At 45.8% G+C, this 17,865-nt stretch carries 14 protein-coding genes and 1 pseudogene; 10 read left to right on the top strand and 5 right to left on the bottom strand.

Annotated features, from left to right (window positions below; translation table 11 throughout):
• Positions 1–331: 331 nt before the first annotated feature.
• The 5 genes and pseudogenes from GYK50_RS06990 to GYK50_RS07010 all read left to right on the top strand — a co-directional run.
• The gene (locus GYK50_RS06990; protein WP_058025401.1) at positions 332–1,486 is read left to right on the top strand and encodes an acyl-CoA dehydrogenase family protein; all 1,155 of its coding nucleotides are present in this window, start codon (positions 332–334) and stop codon (positions 1,484–1,486) included.
• A 115-nt stretch (positions 1,487–1,601) separates the two neighbouring features.
• Complete coding sequence (locus tag GYK50_RS06995; protein ID WP_071001514.1) at positions 1,602–2,870, top strand: MFS transporter; 1,269 nt, start codon at positions 1,602–1,604, stop codon at positions 2,868–2,870.
• Between the two features lie 281 nt (positions 2,871–3,151).
• Positions 3,152–3,997 carry an IclR family transcriptional regulator gene (locus tag GYK50_RS07000; protein WP_071001513.1) on the top strand — a complete coding sequence of 282 codons (846 nt, stop codon included), beginning with the start codon at positions 3,152–3,154 and terminating at the stop codon, positions 3,995–3,997.
• 139 nt (positions 3,998–4,136) lie between these two features.
• Complete coding sequence (locus GYK50_RS07005; RefSeq protein ID WP_212563568.1) at positions 4,137–5,231, top strand: NADH:flavin oxidoreductase/NADH oxidase; 1,095 nt, start codon at positions 4,137–4,139, stop codon at positions 5,229–5,231.
• Positions 5,232–5,393: 162 nt separating this feature from the next.
• Positions 5,394–5,588 (top strand): annotated as a pseudogene (locus tag GYK50_RS07010) (integrase core domain-containing protein); the annotation flags it as partial.
• Between the two features lie 115 nt (positions 5,589–5,703).
• On the opposite strand, the gene GYK50_RS07015 reads toward GYK50_RS07010, so the two are convergent.
• The gene (locus GYK50_RS07015) at positions 5,704–6,351 is read right to left on the bottom strand and encodes a glutathione S-transferase (RefSeq protein ID WP_201606695.1); all 648 of its coding nucleotides are present in this window, start codon (positions 6,349–6,351) and stop codon (positions 5,704–5,706) included.
• Positions 6,352–6,932: 581 nt separating this feature from the next.
• On the opposite strand from GYK50_RS07015, the gene GYK50_RS07020 reads away from it, so the two are divergent.
• The 4 genes from GYK50_RS07020 (at position 6,933) to GYK50_RS07035 (ending at position 11,417) form a co-directional block, all read left to right on the top strand.
• The gene (locus GYK50_RS07020) at positions 6,933–7,784 is read left to right on the top strand and encodes a thermostable hemolysin (protein WP_083328807.1); all 852 of its coding nucleotides are present in this window, start codon (positions 6,933–6,935) and stop codon (positions 7,782–7,784) included.
• A gap of 55 nt (positions 7,785–7,839) precedes the next feature.
• Entirely contained in the window at positions 7,840–9,465 is a 1,626-nt protein-coding gene (locus GYK50_RS07025) for an AMP-binding protein (RefSeq protein WP_212563570.1), read from the top strand.
• A 39-nt stretch (positions 9,466–9,504) separates the two neighbouring features.
• Positions 9,505–10,488 (top strand): TauD/TfdA family dioxygenase, encoded by a 984-nt coding sequence (locus tag GYK50_RS07030; protein WP_284719343.1) that lies wholly within the window; start codon positions 9,505–9,507, stop codon positions 10,486–10,488.
• A 77-nt stretch (positions 10,489–10,565) separates the two neighbouring features.
• Positions 10,566–11,417 carry an SDR family oxidoreductase gene (locus GYK50_RS07035; RefSeq protein WP_071001508.1) on the top strand — a complete coding sequence of 284 codons (852 nt, stop codon included), beginning with the start codon at positions 10,566–10,568 and terminating at the stop codon, positions 11,415–11,417.
• 38 nt (positions 11,418–11,455) lie between these two features.
• Here GYK50_RS07035 and GYK50_RS07040 read toward each other — a convergent pair whose 3' ends face one another.
• The 4 genes from GYK50_RS07040 to GYK50_RS07055 all read right to left on the bottom strand — a co-directional run bounded on the left by GYK50_RS07040 (position 11,456) and on the right by GYK50_RS07055 (position 15,088).
• The gene (locus GYK50_RS07040; protein WP_071001507.1) at positions 11,456–12,154 is read right to left on the bottom strand and encodes a VIT1/CCC1 transporter family protein; all 699 of its coding nucleotides are present in this window, start codon (positions 12,152–12,154) and stop codon (positions 11,456–11,458) included.
• A 78-nt stretch (positions 12,155–12,232) separates the two neighbouring features.
• Positions 12,233–13,717, bottom strand: a complete 1,485-nt coding sequence (locus GYK50_RS07045) for an ATP-binding protein (protein WP_071001506.1) — start codon at positions 13,715–13,717, stop codon at positions 12,233–12,235.
• Positions 13,718–13,777: 60 nt separating this feature from the next.
• Positions 13,778–14,449: a response regulator gene (locus tag GYK50_RS07050; protein WP_071001505.1), complete on the bottom strand. Its 672-nt coding sequence runs from the start codon at positions 14,447–14,449 to the stop codon at positions 13,778–13,780.
• Between the two features lie 36 nt (positions 14,450–14,485).
• Positions 14,486–15,088 (bottom strand): cytochrome b/b6 domain-containing protein, encoded by a 603-nt coding sequence (locus GYK50_RS07055; protein ID WP_212563571.1) that lies wholly within the window; start codon positions 15,086–15,088, stop codon positions 14,486–14,488.
• A 374-nt stretch (positions 15,089–15,462) separates the two neighbouring features.
• Here GYK50_RS07055 and GYK50_RS07060 point away from each other — a divergent pair, with 374 nt between their 5' ends.
• Positions 15,463–17,778 (top strand): TonB-dependent receptor, encoded by a 2,316-nt coding sequence (locus GYK50_RS07060; protein ID WP_212563572.1) that lies wholly within the window; start codon positions 15,463–15,465, stop codon positions 17,776–17,778.
• Positions 17,779–17,865: the final 87 nt, after the last annotated feature.

Here is a 17,865-nt window from a genome sequence, read left to right on the forward strand (position 1 = left end):
CAAATACATATTAAAACGATTATTTTGAAATAAAAATATCGCTATGCGGTATTTAATATCAATATATACTGTTTATTTTGGTTTGTGAAGGGAAAAAATTGGTTAAATGAGAAAAATTATAGAGAATAATTATCATATTTATAATAAAAATACCGCAATGCGGTTTTTTAAACCAAAACTATTGTAATTTACTTATTCATCGATTATGCTAATTATCCAAGGACGTCACATGACTAACATCGTCAAAAAGCCGTTATGACTATCAGGTTAAAAACCATTATGACTATCAGTCATCAATCAAACAGGCATTTATCCAACAAGGAAGACTCATATGATTAGAGATAAAGAAACCCTCGACCATATCACTCATACCATCCGCAACTTCGTTAATGACCAACTCGTTCCTCTGGAGCACTGGGTGGCAGAAAACGATCGCCTACCAGAAGAGATCATCGAGCAGATGCGCGAGCTTGGGCTATTTGGGCTGACCATTCCTGAAGAGTACGGTGGTCTTGGTGTCACGATGGAAGAAGAAGTGACCTTGGCATTTGAGCTGGGACGTACCTCTCCTGCCTTTCGATCACTGATTGGCACCAATAATGGTATTGGCTCCTCTGGTCTTGTGATTGATGGGACAGAAGCGCAAAAGCAGAAATATCTACCTCGCCTTGCCAGTGGAGAGATCATTGGTTCATTTTGCTTGACCGAGCCTGACTCAGGCTCAGATGCGGCCTCATTAAAGACAACCGCTGTTAGAGATGGTGATACTTATATCATCAACGGTACCAAACGCTATATCACCAACGCCCCGCAAGCGGGCATCTTCACTGTCATGGCACGTACTGACCCACAAAACAAACGCGCTGGCGGCATTTCGGCATTTATTGTGGAGAGCGACACACCGGGTATTACTTTGGGCAAAATTGACAAAAAAATGGGCCAAAAAGGCGCGCATACCTGTGATGTGATCTTTGATAACTGCGTCGTGCCAGCCGATGCGCTCATCGGCGGTGTCGAAGGTGTGGGCTTCAAAACCGCGATGAAAGTTCTTGATAAAGGACGATTGCACATTGCAGCCGCCAGTACTGGCGCCGCCACTCGCATGCTAAATGATGCATTACATTATGCCGTCGAGCGTAAGCAATTTGGGCAGCCTATTGCCAGTTTTCAGCTCATTCAAGGCATGCTCGCTGACTCAAAAGCAGAGATTTATGCCGCCAAATCCATGGTACTAGATGCGGCGCGTCTACGTGATGAGGGCAAAGATGTCGTGACCGAATCCTCATGCGCCAAAATGTTTGCCACCGAGATGTGTGGCCGCGTGGCGGATAGAGCCGTACAAATCCATGGCGGCGCAGGCTATATCGCAGATTATGGTATTGAGCGTTTTTATCGTGATGTGCGTCTCTATCGTCTGTATGAAGGTACGACCCAAATTCAGCAAGTCATCATTGCCCGCAATATGATCAAAGAAGCCAGCGAGTAATCTATCTCGCAGGCGTGCTCACCAAAACACAAGGCGGTATTTGCTAGGATGCTGATGCCGTTCCCTTCTCTTTATAACTCAGACTTTGATTCTCACAACGATAAGGATATACATTGTGAAAAGTGTCGCTATAACGTCAGACCCAAGCGCAAGCGCGGTCCAAAAACAGCCTTGGAAGCTGGCCTTTGTTTTTTGTTTTTTGGTATTGCTATGTGATGGCGCTGACATCGGTATTCTTGCTTTTACCCTCTCTAGTCTCAAGCAAGAATTTGGATTGACCAATGTACAAGCTGGCGCGCTGGGCAGCTGGTCATTGTTTGGCATGGCTATTGGCGGGGTTTTTGGCGGCTGGGCCTGTGACCGCTTTGGACGGGTACGCGTGATCGTTCTGGCGACTGGGATGTTTTCTATCCTATCTGGTTTTAGTGGGCTTGTGCAGAGCTATGAGCAGTTTGTGGCACTACGATTTATTGCTTGCTTAGGGCTTGGCAGCTTATATATCGCCACCAACACGTTGATGTCTGAGATGGTGCCGACGAAGCATCGAACCACGGTACTTGCCGCACTCATGACAGGGTTTACGCTCGGATCTTTGGTGATTACCAGCGTTTCAGCATGGATCATCCCTAGCTATGGCTGGCGCACTTTATATCTATTGACGTTTTTGCCACTGCTGCTAGCCATCTCCATGTACTTCTTAGTACCTGAGCCACAATCCTGGAAAGAGGCGCGTGCGCGCAAATTAAGCGGCGAAAAAGATACAACCAAAAAAGCGGAAAACCCTTACAAGGCTATCTTTGAAAACCCCAAGCATCGCATTATGTTTATATTGTGGTCGATGAGCTCAGGGTTGTTACTGTTTGGCTATTTTGGGGTAAGCAACTGGTTGCCGTCTTATTTAGAGACCGAGCTTGGAATTAAGTTTAAAGAGATGGCGCTATATATGGCGGGCACTTACTTGACCATGATGTTTGCCAAAGTAGTGGCAGGATTTATGGCGGATAAAATCGGCCGCAAGATCGTCTTTGCCTTTGGTACCATGGGTACTGCACTGTTTATCCCTATTTTGGTATACACGCACACCCCGGAGAACATTGGCTGGTTAATGATTACTTTTGGCTTCTTATATGGGATTCCTTATGCCATCAATGCTACTTATCTGACCGAGAGCTTCCCAACAGCTATTCGAGGGACAGCCATTGGCGGCGCCTTTAATATCGGACGACTTGGTTCTGTGATTGCCCCTGTCGCTATTGGCTATATGGCCATGCATAACTCCATCGGTGCAGGTCTGCTGCTGATGGCAGGTGCTTACTTCTTATGTGGTCTGATCCCAACTTTGTTTATCAAAGAAAAGCAGTATGATCCACAAGAGGCCTCATAAAATCTTTTATAATGCCGTTGACTCCCTATATTACGACCGTTCATACCGCATAGCGAAACAATCTCCCCATATCATGCTATGCTGAGAATATAAATGTACGGTAATATAGTATAATGAACAAGATAAACTGCCTTTGGTATGTGACCGTGAGTCAGTGATAAAGCCTATAATGAGTATTTGCTAAATACTTGTTCTATAGAGCAATACTGGCTCACGGTGACGCTAGGTAGTGATAATTTTACTATGCTTGTATGGACTGAATTGGGGATAATAGACCGCCTATGACGAACGACACCCTTGCCAATGACGACCCTAATAATGAGATGCATATGGAGCTTCTAGAACCCATTGCAGAGATGCAGGGCAAAAACGACAGACAGTTTGTCACCGCGTTGGCTCGTGGTCTTGAGCTACTGCGCTGTTTTACCCCGAAGCGACCTTATCTGGGCAATCAAGAGCTGAGTCAACTGACAGGGATTCCTAAGGGTACCATCACTCGCCTCACCTATACCTTGGTCAAATTAGGCTATCTCAAACAGTCTACTACAAGCAGTAAGTATCAGCTCTCAACCGGCGTGCTTGGGTTTGGCTATACCATGATGACCAACATCTCTATCAATAACCTCGCGACCCCTTATATGGAAGAGCTTGCAGATTATGCCAATAGTGCGGTGGCTATGGCGACGCGCGATCGGTTGATGATGGTCTATCTCAATGTGGTACAGGGCGCTGGTAGCACGACCATGCAGCGCAATATCGGCTCATACCTCCCCATTCATTTAAGCTCAATGGGACGAGCTTGCCTCGCCAGCATGCCGCCTGCTGAGCAAGAATTTATCCTAAATGCGATTCGCAATAAGTACAAGGATGATTGGCTAAAGATCAGACGAGGGCTGGACAAAGCCTTTCAAGATTATGAAGATTACGGCTATTGTTTTTCTATCAGTGAATGGCAAAAGGATGTCAATGCGGTTGCCATTGCGCTGATGCACCCGACGGAAGGTTTGCTCACTTTTAACTGCGGTGCGCCAAGTTTTATCCTGAGTCGCACCAAGCTAGAAGAAGACATCGCCCCTCGCCTGCTACATATGAAAAACATGATTGAGAGTAATCTATATATCAGCTAGCCTCACTTAAATGTAACCTATAAAAACAACCATTCATCCCCATCATGTATTCAAGCGCTAATTATATAAACCATTTATATCGATTTTTCCTGTTATTTTCCATGCCTTTAAGCGAGGCGCGTTTTTTTAAGGATTTACCATGAGCCAGCTTTTTTCGCCTTTGACACTTGGGCAACTCACCCTAGATAACCGTATTATCATCGCCCCCATGTGCCAGTACTCTGCCAATGACGGCGCGGCAAGTGATTGGCATACGATGCATATCGGTCAGATGAGTTTGAGCGGTGCAGGGCTACTTATTTTAGAAGCGACGGCGGTCAATCCGCAAGGGCGTATCAGCTATGCTGATTTGGGATTATGGGATGACAGGACACAAGCGGCACTGGATAAAACGCTCACTGCTGTCAGACAGTACAGCCCAATGCCGATAGGCATCCAGTTGGCCCATGCTGGGCGTAAAGCGTCAACCAAAAAACCATGGGACGGCGACGGCTCGATTGCCCCTGATGAGGTAAATGGCTGGCAAACGGTGGCACCATCAGCGCTTGCGTATGACGAAAACTCTACTGTACCCACAGCCATGGATCAAAATGACATTGATACACTCATCAGCGATTTTGTCGATGCGGCAAAACGCGCAGATACGCTAGGCCTTGACCTGATTGAGCTGCATGGGGCGCACGGCTATCTATTACATCAGTTCTTATCGCCGCTTTCTAACAAGCGTGATGATCAATACGGCGGTAGTCTTGAAAACAGAATGCGCTTGTTACTTGACGTGTTTACAGCGGTTCGGGCTGAGTTTTCAAGTGACAAGCCAGTGGGCGTGCGGGTTTCTGCAACCGATTGGGTCGAAGGCGGCTGGGACCTTACCCAAACGATCGAGCTGGCTAAAGCCTTAGAAGCATTAGGCTGTGATTATATCCATGTGAGCACCGCAGGACTGAGCCCAGAGCAGCAAATCCCTGTAAAGGCGAGCTATCAAGTGCCTTTTGCCGCAGCCATAAAAGAAGCGGTCAATATACCCGTCATTGCCGTGGGCCTAATCACCGAGGCCGAGCAGGCAGAAAGCATCATCACCGAGCAGCAAGCGGACGCAGTTGCCTTGGCACGCGGCATCCTCTATGACCCGCACTGGCCGTGGCACGCGGCGGCCGAGCTTGGCGCAACCGTCAAAGCGCCCAAACAATATCTGCGCTCAAGCCCGCACGGTAAGCCGTCTCCGATAGAATAAGTGTAATCGAACTACGAACATAGACTGAAGATAACATTACTTGCTTCAGTCTATGCATTCACTCACTTTAATTCAAACTAAAGTAGTTAAGGTGTCATGCCATCAGAAGGCAAAGACCTAACGCCTGAATTACGGCGTATACAAGAGCTTGAAAAACAGGTGAGGTTCTTTAGAAGCTTTAAGACAGAGTGGATGCCAAAAAACGGCTATGACAATATTGATGAGGCTCGGCAGGCAGTAAATGATTATATTTGGGGCTATTATCAAAGTGTAAGACCACACAGCTTTAATGAGTATTTAACACCGAGCGAGAAAAAGAGACTTTATTTCAACAAAAACCTCTTAAGTACTGTCTAAAAATATTTGACCACTACAAGTATACAATGTGTATTCTCCTACGTTCTTTCAAATCTATACTTTACCTACCACTCACCACTCATGTGATCATATAAATAACTTCAAATACCAGATATTAACAAGGAAAAATCACCACCTCATCGCCTTCTTGCCATGGTTCAAACTTAGTCATGACTTGCAAAAATAACGGATGCGCAAGCCAATCTTGTAACCACTGCTGCAATTTAGGGTATGGCAAACCATAAAACACCTCACGATCAACATGCGCAAATTGACGAACAAACGGCATGATACCAATATCCGCTGTGGTCACACTGTCTCCTAATAGATAGACATTTTTTGTCAATAGCGTCTCCAATACCTGCAAAAACACCTCGCCCCGCTGTCGATACTCGCTCTGCGTCATCTCAGGATACCGATCTGCATATTTGTATCGATCTAGCCAATATTTAAACTCATTGTCATTTTGTACAATCAAGGCATTTGCTTGCGGTAATGTATTTTTATCAAGTAAGCCGTGTGGGTCATTCTGCGCAAGTGCCCACATCATAATCTCGTCACTTTCTTCAATGACGGTCCCATCCGCCAACTGTAAAACGGGTACTGTCCCTTTTGGGCTAATCGCTAGCATTTGCTCGGGTTTATTCTTCAGCGTAACCTCCCACAGCGCTACAGACTGCTCGGCAAATAAAAGACCGAGACGGGCACGCATGGCGTAGGGACAGCGGCGAAAAGAATACAATCGATGGCGCGGTAAAGTCATAGTTGTCTTCCACAATTGAATAAAAACCAAATAGCATATCAATAAGAACCAGTAGGCTCAAACACACTGATATGGATTTTATTAGGGAGTAGGTAAATATTATTAGGCGCGATGAGATCACACCGATTTCACTCTCGATGTTGATGGCGTTTGCAGCACCTAAATTCTTGTTTGACTGATAAATAAACACCAAAAAACTCAAAATATAATCACAGTCAAAGTTATTATAATGGCAACTTATTGTTGGCTAAAAACCGCTGACACCTATTGTAAATATCATTTTTTTGAATTTATACTGGACTATTTTCTATAGTATAAGGACTGATACATGCAGTTTTTGAGGATGATAAGTCAGCAGTTGAGTCGGTTTACGGCTTTAGGGCGAATCATGTCCGTAATTACTGCACATGAATGGAGGTTAAATACTGGGCTAAATACTCGTTTCTAACTATATCGACTGCTAACTAACTATATCGCCTGTTAAAGACGATACTATCTTAAGGTTCAGTTAAGGTTGCTCCTTTATGATGCTTTCATGATGTTAATCGTGCTAAAAGCTTTTAACCATTTGGAGACAGCTGATGTCATTATCTATTGATAGCACTCATACCTTACAGAATGTTCTAAATACGACCTTTTATATTGAAGCGGTTAAGCCAATGTCAATATTGGAAGTGCAAGGCATACCCTCCTCCCTCTATATTCGTGCCAGTACACAAATGCCAATAGCGACATCGCCTGCTTCCTATGCCCAAAACCAAGATGCCCAGGCATTTATCAAACGCATATATGCGTATATCCATCACGCCCGATTAAGCTACTTTATGCCCATTTTGTTTTCAGGTTTTGCCGATATGTCATCCTATGGCGATTGGTTATCCACTGATGATAATGCGTTACCTGCATTTAAAGGGACGAGCGTTGCTATCGGTCTAAAGCCTATCTGTGAAGATAAGATATTTTTAGAGCAGTATCTGAACACGCCGATACAACATGAGATCAGCAGAGTGGCAGGCGAGCCAGTCAGTCGCCAGCGCATTTTTGAGATTGGCAATTTGGCATCAGGTTGTGCGGGTAGCGCGCGGCTTATGATAGCATTTTTGGTGTTTTATTTATCCACCCCCACCCTGAATTCTACGACTCATGAATACCAAACCAAAGCAGACTGGGTCGTGTGTACTGGCACCGATGCGGTACGGCATATATTGGCACATATGGGCATTCGCAGTCATGTCATTGCCAAGGCCACGGCAGAAGCGCTAGAAGACCCTGAGCAAGTATCCTCATGGGGCCATTACTATCAGCACAATCCCTTGGTCGTCGCTATCAATGTGGCCGATGCTAAGCGGATATGCGCCCCACATTATCGCTATACCGAAACGTTAGAGATGAATGCTACCACGCGTTTGACGCTAAATAAGATAGCCGTTTAATACGCATGCATTAACAACCAATAACACTGCACCACCACAAGACAGTGAGAATAACATGACCCCCATTTATACCGTGATATGTCAGCATGCCCGCCAAACTCCCAAGCAGGTAGCGATACAAACGATAGCTAACCATAATACGACCAGCCTAACTTATGGTCAGCTGCAACGTACATTATCAGCGCTTCATCAAACATTAGAAACATGGCAAGGCAAGCGTGTCGCCTTATATGCGCATAACGATATAGATTGGATCATACTCGATTTGGCATTGAGTACCGTCGGCGCGGTTGTTGTGCCCATCCCCTTATTTTTTAGTGCCGCGCAAATTGCGCACTTACTACAAGATGCGCAGATAGAGATGGTATACGTTGGCGCTGGTTTACAACTGCCAACCATAGACAATACGGATAATTGGATAATTGCTGATACACCAGAGACAAAAACCATCAAGTCTGAGCAGGCGACTCATATCACAGGTGGTTTTTATCAACTTGCTGGCACCATCACTGACCATACCTTCACCGCTCAAAATTCCTCTACTGCCAGCGATTTTTGCAAAGTGACTTACACCTCAGGCAGTACGGGCATGCCAAAAGGCGTGTGTTTGGGTCAAGAGACATTGATGCGTATTGTCGAGTCGTTATCGGGTGCGCTCGCTGATACCTTGACAGATGATGCTACTCACGCGCCAAAAGTGAGCAATGCCACAAGCAATTTTAGTCATTTAAGCGTGTTGCCTTTTGCCACTTTATTAGAAAACGTGGCAGGCGTCTACGTGAGTCTATATATGGGGCGCACCTTAGTGACGGGGCGTATTGATCAATTTGGTTTGTTATCCAATCAAGCATTTGATGCCAAGCGCTTGATGACAACGGTACAAACATACGACATCGCCAGCGTTATTTTATTACCGCAACTGCTAAAAGCCATTTGCGAGCACATGGCAGACAAAGGAGCAACCAAATCCAGCGCCAATGCTGCTGTGCCATCATTAAAGTTTATGGCAGTCGGCGGCGGCAAAGTCTCCCCTCAATTACTACAAGACGCCAGTGCCTTAAGCTTGCCTGTTTATGAAGGCTATGGCCTATCTGAATGCGGCTCGGTAGTCAGTCTCAATACGCCAAAAGCAAAGCGCGAAGGCAGTGTGGGCAAACCTATGCCTCACGCCTCGGTCAGCATCGCAGATAGTGGCGAAGTAATGGTAAAGGGCAATGCGATGCAAGGCTACTTAAACCATGACAATAGTAAGGATGACAATGGCATCATTGCCACAGGGGATATCGGTCATTTAGATGACGACGGCTATTTATACATCACGGGTCGACGCAAAAACGTGCTCATCAGTAGTTTTGGCCGTAATATCTCGCCTGAATGGGTAGAAGCGCAGCTCTCAACGCAGCCCATTATTTATCAGGTCGCGGTACTCGGAGATAATGAGCCGCATTTGTCTGCGGTGATAGTCGCCAACCCCAACATGGTCGCAACGAGCAATGATCCACAATCTGCGATTGCGCAAGCGATAGATGTCGTTAACCAAACCTTGCCCGACTATGCGCGTATCCAACAGTGGCATCTCGCCGAGCACCCTTTTAGTACGGACAATGAATTATTGACTGATAACGGCAAACTGCGACGCGCGCACATTTTTACCGCTTATCAATCGGCACTCGGCTTATAACGGACGCTTTTACCAGCAGTACAACAATAGGACCATATTATGCAAACCACTCTGATGCCAAATGATTTGATAGAAAACGACCTGATACAAAGCAACTTGATAAAAAGCGACGTTATCGAACTTGACACTTTTAAGGCACCAACCTCCCACGCGTCTGCTAGCGTATCCTTGCCTAAAACCGCTGATATTTTAATGGAGTTGCAAACCCATGGTTGGACGTTACTTCGAGGCTATCACTACGATGTAGAGACGTTTAGCCAATTGATGAGTCAACTTTGTCAAACCTTGACCTACGATCCCGCCCGCCAAAACATCACTTCTGAAGCGCAAAAAGTGGATGCAGGCACGCATGCTATTGGACTACATATCGAAAATGGCAATACGCCGATGCCGCCTGACGTCATTGCTTTTTTTAGTGAATTGAGCGCCAAAAAAGGCTCACAAACAACGATATGTGATGGGCATGCAGTGTATCAAGCGCTATCACCTGAGCTAAAAGCCACCTTTAGTCAGCCGATGCGTATCAGTCGCTATTTACCTCAGGCCATTTGGCAAAATTATGTGGCGACTGCGACCGGCAGAGCAGACGCCGATCAAATAAGCTTGGATGATTTAGAGACATTTATCACGGCGACGACGAGCAAGACGTTAACGCATCACGTAGAACCTCAGACAGACGGCGGCGTTCGGTACGTATTACAGATACCTGCAATTCGAGAAGACAACGTAAGCGGTCAACTGGCCTTTGCAAATACTTTACTTGGGCCCTCATTTAACTATGAAAAACCTGAGTTCACCCTAGCAAACGGTCAACACGTTGATGATGCGCTCCTAGATGAGCTGACTCAGCTTTGTGAAAAATACACTCAAGACATTGCGTGGCAAAATGGCGATGTGGTGATACTCGACAACAAACGCATCATGCATGGTCGTCGACAAATTGATGTGCCTTTAACAGAGCGTAAGCTGTATATTGCGATGGGGCTTGGCATTAGGCATGGCATGAATCACTCAAACGATTAGCAACAGCACATCTCACCACAATCCGTGCTTCAATAGTCCGTGCTCTAACAATCAATGTTCAACAAGGATGCGACATCATGACACCAGCTAATGGCCAATCAGACCTAGTACAAGCTACGCTCAATTACACCATACTAATCGGTGCCACGGGTGGTATCGGGCAGGAGATCGCACGGCAATTATGTGCCAATAATCAGCCTGTCATTTTGGTCGGGCGTAACAACCAGACCTTGACTCATTTGGTAGATGAGTTGACCAAAGACTATCCTGATATCCCACTTGTGTCTCATACGTGTGATTTAAGCTCGCAGACATCGCAATCGCTACTGGTAGAGGGACTGGGGGAAATGACACAAGGCCATAGAAACGTCATTGATACGGTCATACTCAACGCAGGTATCAATGATTTTGCTTTGCTCACGGATCAAAATGATGACACGATTGAACAGATAATGCTCGTCAATGTGGCGTATCCACTACAGCTTATAAAAAGACTGCTACCTATCTTGATAGCGCAGCCTAGCCCGAGCCAAATTATCAGCATTGGCTCAACCTTTGGAAGTATTGGCTACCCAGGTTTTAGTGCTTATGGCGCGAGCAAGTTTGCCTTACGCGGTGCAAGTGAAGCGTTAGGCCGCGAGTATGCCGACACCTCAGTGAGGTTTCGCTATTTTGCGCCCAGAGCCACCAAAACCACCATGAATAAAGACGCAGTCGTCGCCATGAATGAGGCATTGAAAGTAAAAATGGACTCGCCTGAGACCGTCGCAAAGGCACTGATTCACTTTATATCAACCAAACAAGCGCATCAGCATTTGGGGTTTCCCGAACGGTTTTTTGCATGGCTCAATCGATTGTTTCCCAACATCGTTGGCAACGCCATTGTCAAAGACCTGCCCACCATCAAACAGTATGCTAGAAAATCATGATAATCAGTTAGGCAATCGTGGAGTGAGTGAGTTTGCCTTTAAATTGCCACACCAAATAAGCGACCAATTAACGAGGTTGCCACCATGGCAAGCACGCCCCAAACCACGATTCTGGTAGTCGCAGGGATCACAGGTGCACCGCCTAGACGAGCAGAGATGATCCCAAGTAGCATCAAACCCAATATTGTCAAAGATGACAATGACCAAACCAGTGTTTCCGCTGGTAACAGTAATATCCCAATAATGGGTAGTATCGCCCCCGCTATAAATGATAGTCCTGAAGCCACTGAGGCATGAATGGGCTTTGCTTCACTAATATCCGTCAGGCCAATCTCATCACGGGCATGGGCTTCTAACGCATTGTGCTCAGTCAAGCTCACGGCCACTTGATGCGCCAAATCATGCTCAAGTCCACGCGCCTCATAAATTTTGGTGAGCTCAAGCAGCTCACGCTCAGCATTGTGCCTCAGCTCATGTCGCTCTTTATCGAGATCCGCCTTTTCGGTATCCGCCTGTGATGAGACCGAGATATACTCGCCAGCCGCCATTGATAATGCACCTGCGGTCAGCGCCGCCATACCTGTCAGCAGCAATGTCTGACTGCTTGTACTGGCAGCAGCCACCCCAACCAATAGACTGGCGGTCGAAATCAACCCATCGTTCGCCCCCAGCACTGCTGCCCTCAACCAATGATTGCGATTGCTCAAATGTGCTTCGTCATGAATAGAATGATGCATAAAATCCTCAAAAGGTAGAAACGCGAATGGGTATGCCCTAGTGTAACTGATACAGACTAATACAGTATGCTTTATGTCTTATAACGGTTTTGAGAGTGCGTTCTTACTGCTGACCGTTACGATAAAGCCTGTTTCTGGTTGAGGGCGGTTGGCAAATGCTAAGGTAAGATTGTGCAGATCGGCAATTCGATTGGCAATTGATAGCCCCAGCCCACTACCTATTTGGGTTTGACCGGCTGGACGATAGAAGCGCTCGCTTAGCCGCGCTAGCTGCTCTGGGTCGACGCCCAAGCCATTATCCACCACTTTGATACTATCAGTATCCAACTGCAGTTCAATCTGGCAGCCCTCTGGGCAATAACGAATGGCATTGTCTAATAGGTTACGGATTAATAGTTTAAACAACACTGGATTAATAAGAATGGGTAAAATATCGGCAGAATTGTCACAGTGTACGGTACGTTTTAATTGGATGTGTTTTTCACGCGCTAAGCGGTTGACGTCGCTCAGCACAGTATCGGTGAGCATCAGCCAGTCTGGACGTTCTAATTGCTCAAAAGGCAACTGCTGTTGCGGCTCTATTTTGGCTAACACCAATAACTGATCGACCAAATGGGTGGCGCGCTCAATACCATCGCTGATTTTTTGCGTGTGATAAAACAGTTGACTGTCGTTTTCTATACCAGACAGCTGTAATAGCTGCTGCTGCAAAAGATCGGCTTGTAGTTTGAGCGCAGCCAGTGGGCTACGCAGCTCATGAGAGGCATCAGCGGTAAAGCGCTGCTCCCGTGCTAGAGTGTCTGCCACTTTCACAAACAACACGTTTAACGCGGTCACTAAAGGCTGAATCTCTTGTGGGACGTCCGCTGTAATCGGACGATCGTCTTGCGGCTTGCGCTGTTCTACCTCAGAACTAATCTGACTTAATGGCATCAGTCCGTGTCGTATCAATCCGATAGTCAAGATCATTAAGGAAAGCAGCCCAATTAACATCGGCAGTACTTGCACAGACATCGCTTCAACAATCATTTCTCGGCGAGAGGCAAGGCTTTGACCAATGGCAATCACACGCTCCTCACCCATATCATCGCTACGATAGTCATCATGCGCATAAAACAACCGCCAGCGTTTACTAAAAGGGTTTAGACGCTGATAAATAGCGTTGTCCTCTTCTACAAAACCGCGCTGATTGGGCAAAAAAGAAAACGACTGTCCGTTCTCGTCAGCCGCTAAGAGATTCCCCTCTTTATCCCAAATAGCAAAACCCATGTAATCGTCTTCTGCATCACCCAGATCACCTGACAGCGCCTTACTTTTTAAATTATATATTTTGGCGACGGGTTTTCCATTGTGCTCTGTCTCGTTATTATTGTCGCGGTCACTTTGCTCATCGTCATTGGCGGATATGCCCATCAAGTAACGAACCACTTGGGTGATTTGTGTGTCATTCATCTCATTGATTTCGTGCCACAACCGCCAAGCAATAAAGCTCGATGTGATAAGCCACAGCAAAGGCAGACCAATGAGTAAGGAGATGAACAGTCGCTGCTGGATACTTTTCATAAGCTCATAGGTTGCTCATATATGGTTTGTATATTGAAAGCCAAATTGAATATAAACATATTAATGATTATGGGCTGGATTGAGATAGTAGCCGATGCCACGTTTGGTTAAAATAAAGTCATTGCCCAGCTTTTTGCGTAAATGATGGATATGTACTTCAATGGCATTGCTCTCAATATCCTGTTGCCAGCCGTAGAGCTTGTCCTCTAAGCTTGCGCGGCTGTGAATCTGTTTGGGATGGGTCAGCATTTGCTCGAGTATCGCCACTTCTTTGATGGTGAGCTCAACGACTTGGCCTTGATAAGAGACTCGGTGATTGTGCGGCCAATAAGCGACGTCACCATAACGAATCTCAGGCTGGCTACGTCCTTGACTGCGCCGTATCAACGCCTGCAGGCGGGCAACCACTTCATCTAGTGCAAATGGCTTGACCAGATAATCATCGGCGCCCGCATTGAGTCCAGCCACGCGGTTGGCAATCGCGTCACGAGCCGTAATGATCAATACCGGCGTATCTAGCTGTTTGTAGCGCCAATTTTGTAGCACCGTCATGCCATCCCCTCTTGGCAAGGTCAAATCAAGTAGCACCGCGTCAAACATACCCTCTTGCAGTGCCATCTCACCTTGCTTGGCATCACTAAACCAATCGACCATCATACCATGACTTTTGAGTCCAACAACGAGACCTTCAGCGATATTGCTATCGTCTTCTATTAATAGTATGCGTGCCATGATTGTCCTATTACGTTATGTACTTTATTGTCTTTTTTATTGTGAGCGACGCGGCGTCACCGTTTTATAACCCGTTATCATCGACTTGATCAGGTTTTGCCGCTCCCAATAGCTCATGGCAATCGCAGAGATAATATGCACCGGCACCAGTAAGTATAAACTATTGGCCAGTATCTCATGAACTTCTTCAAGGACATCTTTACTGGCAAAAATGTTGGCTTCCATCAGATAGCCACTAATACCCAAGCCGATAATCACCGCCCATAACGCAAACATCATCAGGGCAGCTAATGGATTATGACCCAAATGCTGCTCGTCTGTGTGGCGAATACTCAAATCAGATAGGTGGCGTTTGATACGAGACGGCGTGGGGAAAAAGTCACTGAAACGTGCATAACGCGTGCCCACAAATCCCCAAAGTAGACGGACAACCACTAGCCCCACCACGATATAACCGACATATTGATGTAGCTCACTGCCTTCTTCGGTAAACAGCAAATTGGCAGTGATACCAGCCGCGACGGCCCAGTGAGTCACTCTGACCCACATATCCCAAACTCGTACTTGTCGAGTTTTAGGAGTATTTGATAAAGACATATCAGGCTCGTGCGCCGGATTGCTTGTGCTATGTTGGGTCATGACCGTCACTCCTTTAATGGTTCGTTTGTTTTTGACGACGTGATTGCTAAACATCGAATCTAGGCGAGATACCGCTAGTAGACTCGCCATCACATCGTCTGCTCTACCGCTATTACAACAAACAAACCTTAAGAGGAGCTTAGGAAACTAAGAATTCGAACTTTAAAGTAGTGAATAATCTACCTGACATTCATAGATAATTAAAAGTACATTTCAAAACAAGAAATTGAGCAGGCAAGACCACTATTGGCAATATAAATAATACATTTAGAATTTTAACCTGAAAATATATTTAGCATTAGTTCCGCAATAATATTGATAATGAAAATTATTATCAATATAATAACGATTTAAATTACATGCTGGAAATATTCATGCAACTGTCTCGCTTATCTGCTGCGTTATTTAATCTTTCGAATGCATCTGGTTCTTCTCTACGATTAGTATCTATACCTTCGAGATTGGTATCGACTAAACCCCTCTCTTTAAAGACCCTATGCTCAACCTGTCTATCTACTTTTGTCATCGTATTAACAACGAGTCAATCGGCATGGGCACAGGCAGATGATGTAGATGCTCAAACCACTCCTAATGTGGTACTTGATACTATCGTCGTCACTAGTAGCGCTGATGCTTCAGCGGATGGATTGCCAGATGCTTATGAAGGTGGCCAAGTTGCGACCGGTAGCCGCGTCGGAATCTTGGGTAACCAAGACATCATGGATACGCCGTTCTCTACCACCTCATACACCAATGAATATATCACCAATCAGCAAGCCCAAAGTGTAGGCGATCTACTCAAAAAGGATCCTACTGTTCGCGTGGCAAGGGGTTTTGGTAACTTTCAAGAAGCCTACTTTATGCGCGGTTTCATCACCACATCAGATGATACGATGTTTAATGGCTTATACGGTATTTTGCCCCGACAGTATATCGCCACCGAATTATTTGAGCGTGTTGAAGTCCAGCGCGGCGCTTCTGCCATGCTAAATGGTGCCGCACCTAGTGGCGGCAATGCTGGTGGTACGATTAACCTATTACCAAAACGTGCTGGCAATGACCCGCTACGTGAAGTGACGCTTGGTTATGGTCAAGGTGACCAAGGTAAGATCGCGGTAGATGTCAGTGATCGCTTTGGTAGCGATGATGCTATTGGTGTTCGTTTTAATGCTGCTTATCAAGATGGTGACAGTGCTATCGATGATGAGTCGTCGACCTTGGGTCTGGCTGCCCTTGGTTTGGACTATAGAGGGGATCAGTATCGCCTATCAGCAGATTTAGGCTGGCAAGACAATAAGCTGTCAGAGACTCGTCCTAGTGTCAATCTTGGTGGGGTGTCTAGTGTACCAAATGCGCCAGACGGCTCAAAAAATTGGGCGCAGCCTTGGACCTACTCAGATGAAAAGGATGTCTTTGGTACGATTCGAGGAGAATATGACTTTAATGACAATATTACCGCTTATGGTGCTTACGGCATACGACGTGGTGATGAAGACAATTCTTTATCAGACCTCACAGTAACTAATAATGATGGCAGTAGCACTACCTCTCGATTTGATAATATTCGAGAAGATAAAGTCCAAAGCGCCGAGCTCGGTCTACGTGGTAAATGGCAAACGGGTAAAATTGGTCATGATTGGGTGTTAGCAGCTGATATATACGATCAAGAAGAAAAAGGCGCTTATGCTTTTGATAGCGCACGCCCTACTAACTTATATAGTCCCACTAAGTATCGAGATAATACCTGGTCGAATAAGGCAGGTTTTGGCGGCAACTTAGACGATCCAAAATTAACCAACGAAAAGCAACTCCAAAGCTTTGCGCTAGCAGACACCATATCACTGTTCGACGATAAGCTAAAAACCACTTTAGGCGTGCGTCATCAAAATATAAAAACCACCAGCTATGATTTCAACACGCAGGCAGAAACGGCTCATTACGATAAGAGTGAGTGGACCCCAAGTATCGGTATTGTCTATCAACCGAATATGGACTGGTCTGTGTACGGTAATTATATCGAAAGTCTAGCACCAGGTAAAAGAGCGCCTCTAACTAACGATAATGACGCTGTCACTAATGGTGGTCAAAATCTAGATCCGTACGTGAGTGAGCAAACTGAACTGGGTGTGAAATACGACAATGGCATGATTGGCAGTAGTCTCGCTGTCTTCCGAACTGATGAACCACGTGCTTATATCAACAACTCAAATACGTTTACTGCGGCTGGAGAAAACCGCCATCAAGGTGTGGAGTTGACTGTCTTTGGTAGCCCTAGCGAAAACATGCGCCTCAATGCGGGCGTCAGTTATTTAAGTGCCAAACAAAAAGACACCGGTGATAGTGCATTAGATGGCAATCGAGTGATTGGTGTGCCTACCTTGCAGAGCAATGTCAACCTAGAATATGATTTAGCCGCAGTTGAAGGATTGACATTAACGGGCGATATTATCCACACAGGCTCTCGTTATTCGGATAATGCCAATACCTTAAAGGTTGATGGTTATACGACCTTAGACCTTGGTGCACGCTATCGCACTATGCTAGCAGGACAAGACGTTACTCTAAAAGGTGTGGTAACCAATGTTACGGGTGAAGATTATTGGCAGTCAGTAGGCGGTTATGCAGATTCAGGCTATCTAAATGCAGGTGAGCCAACGGCCTTAAAAGTGTCAGCCACATTCAATTTTTAACATATATCAGCTATAGTTGATTCAATTTAAAAGTAGTACAAGGCAGCCCAGTGCAGATGTATATGTGATACTTGAAGCGAGGTTAAC

The sequence above is a fragment of the Psychrobacter pacificensis genome (genome assembly GCF_018336615.1).
Taxonomy (GTDB): Bacteria; Pseudomonadota; Gammaproteobacteria; order Pseudomonadales; family Moraxellaceae; genus Psychrobacter; species Psychrobacter pacificensis.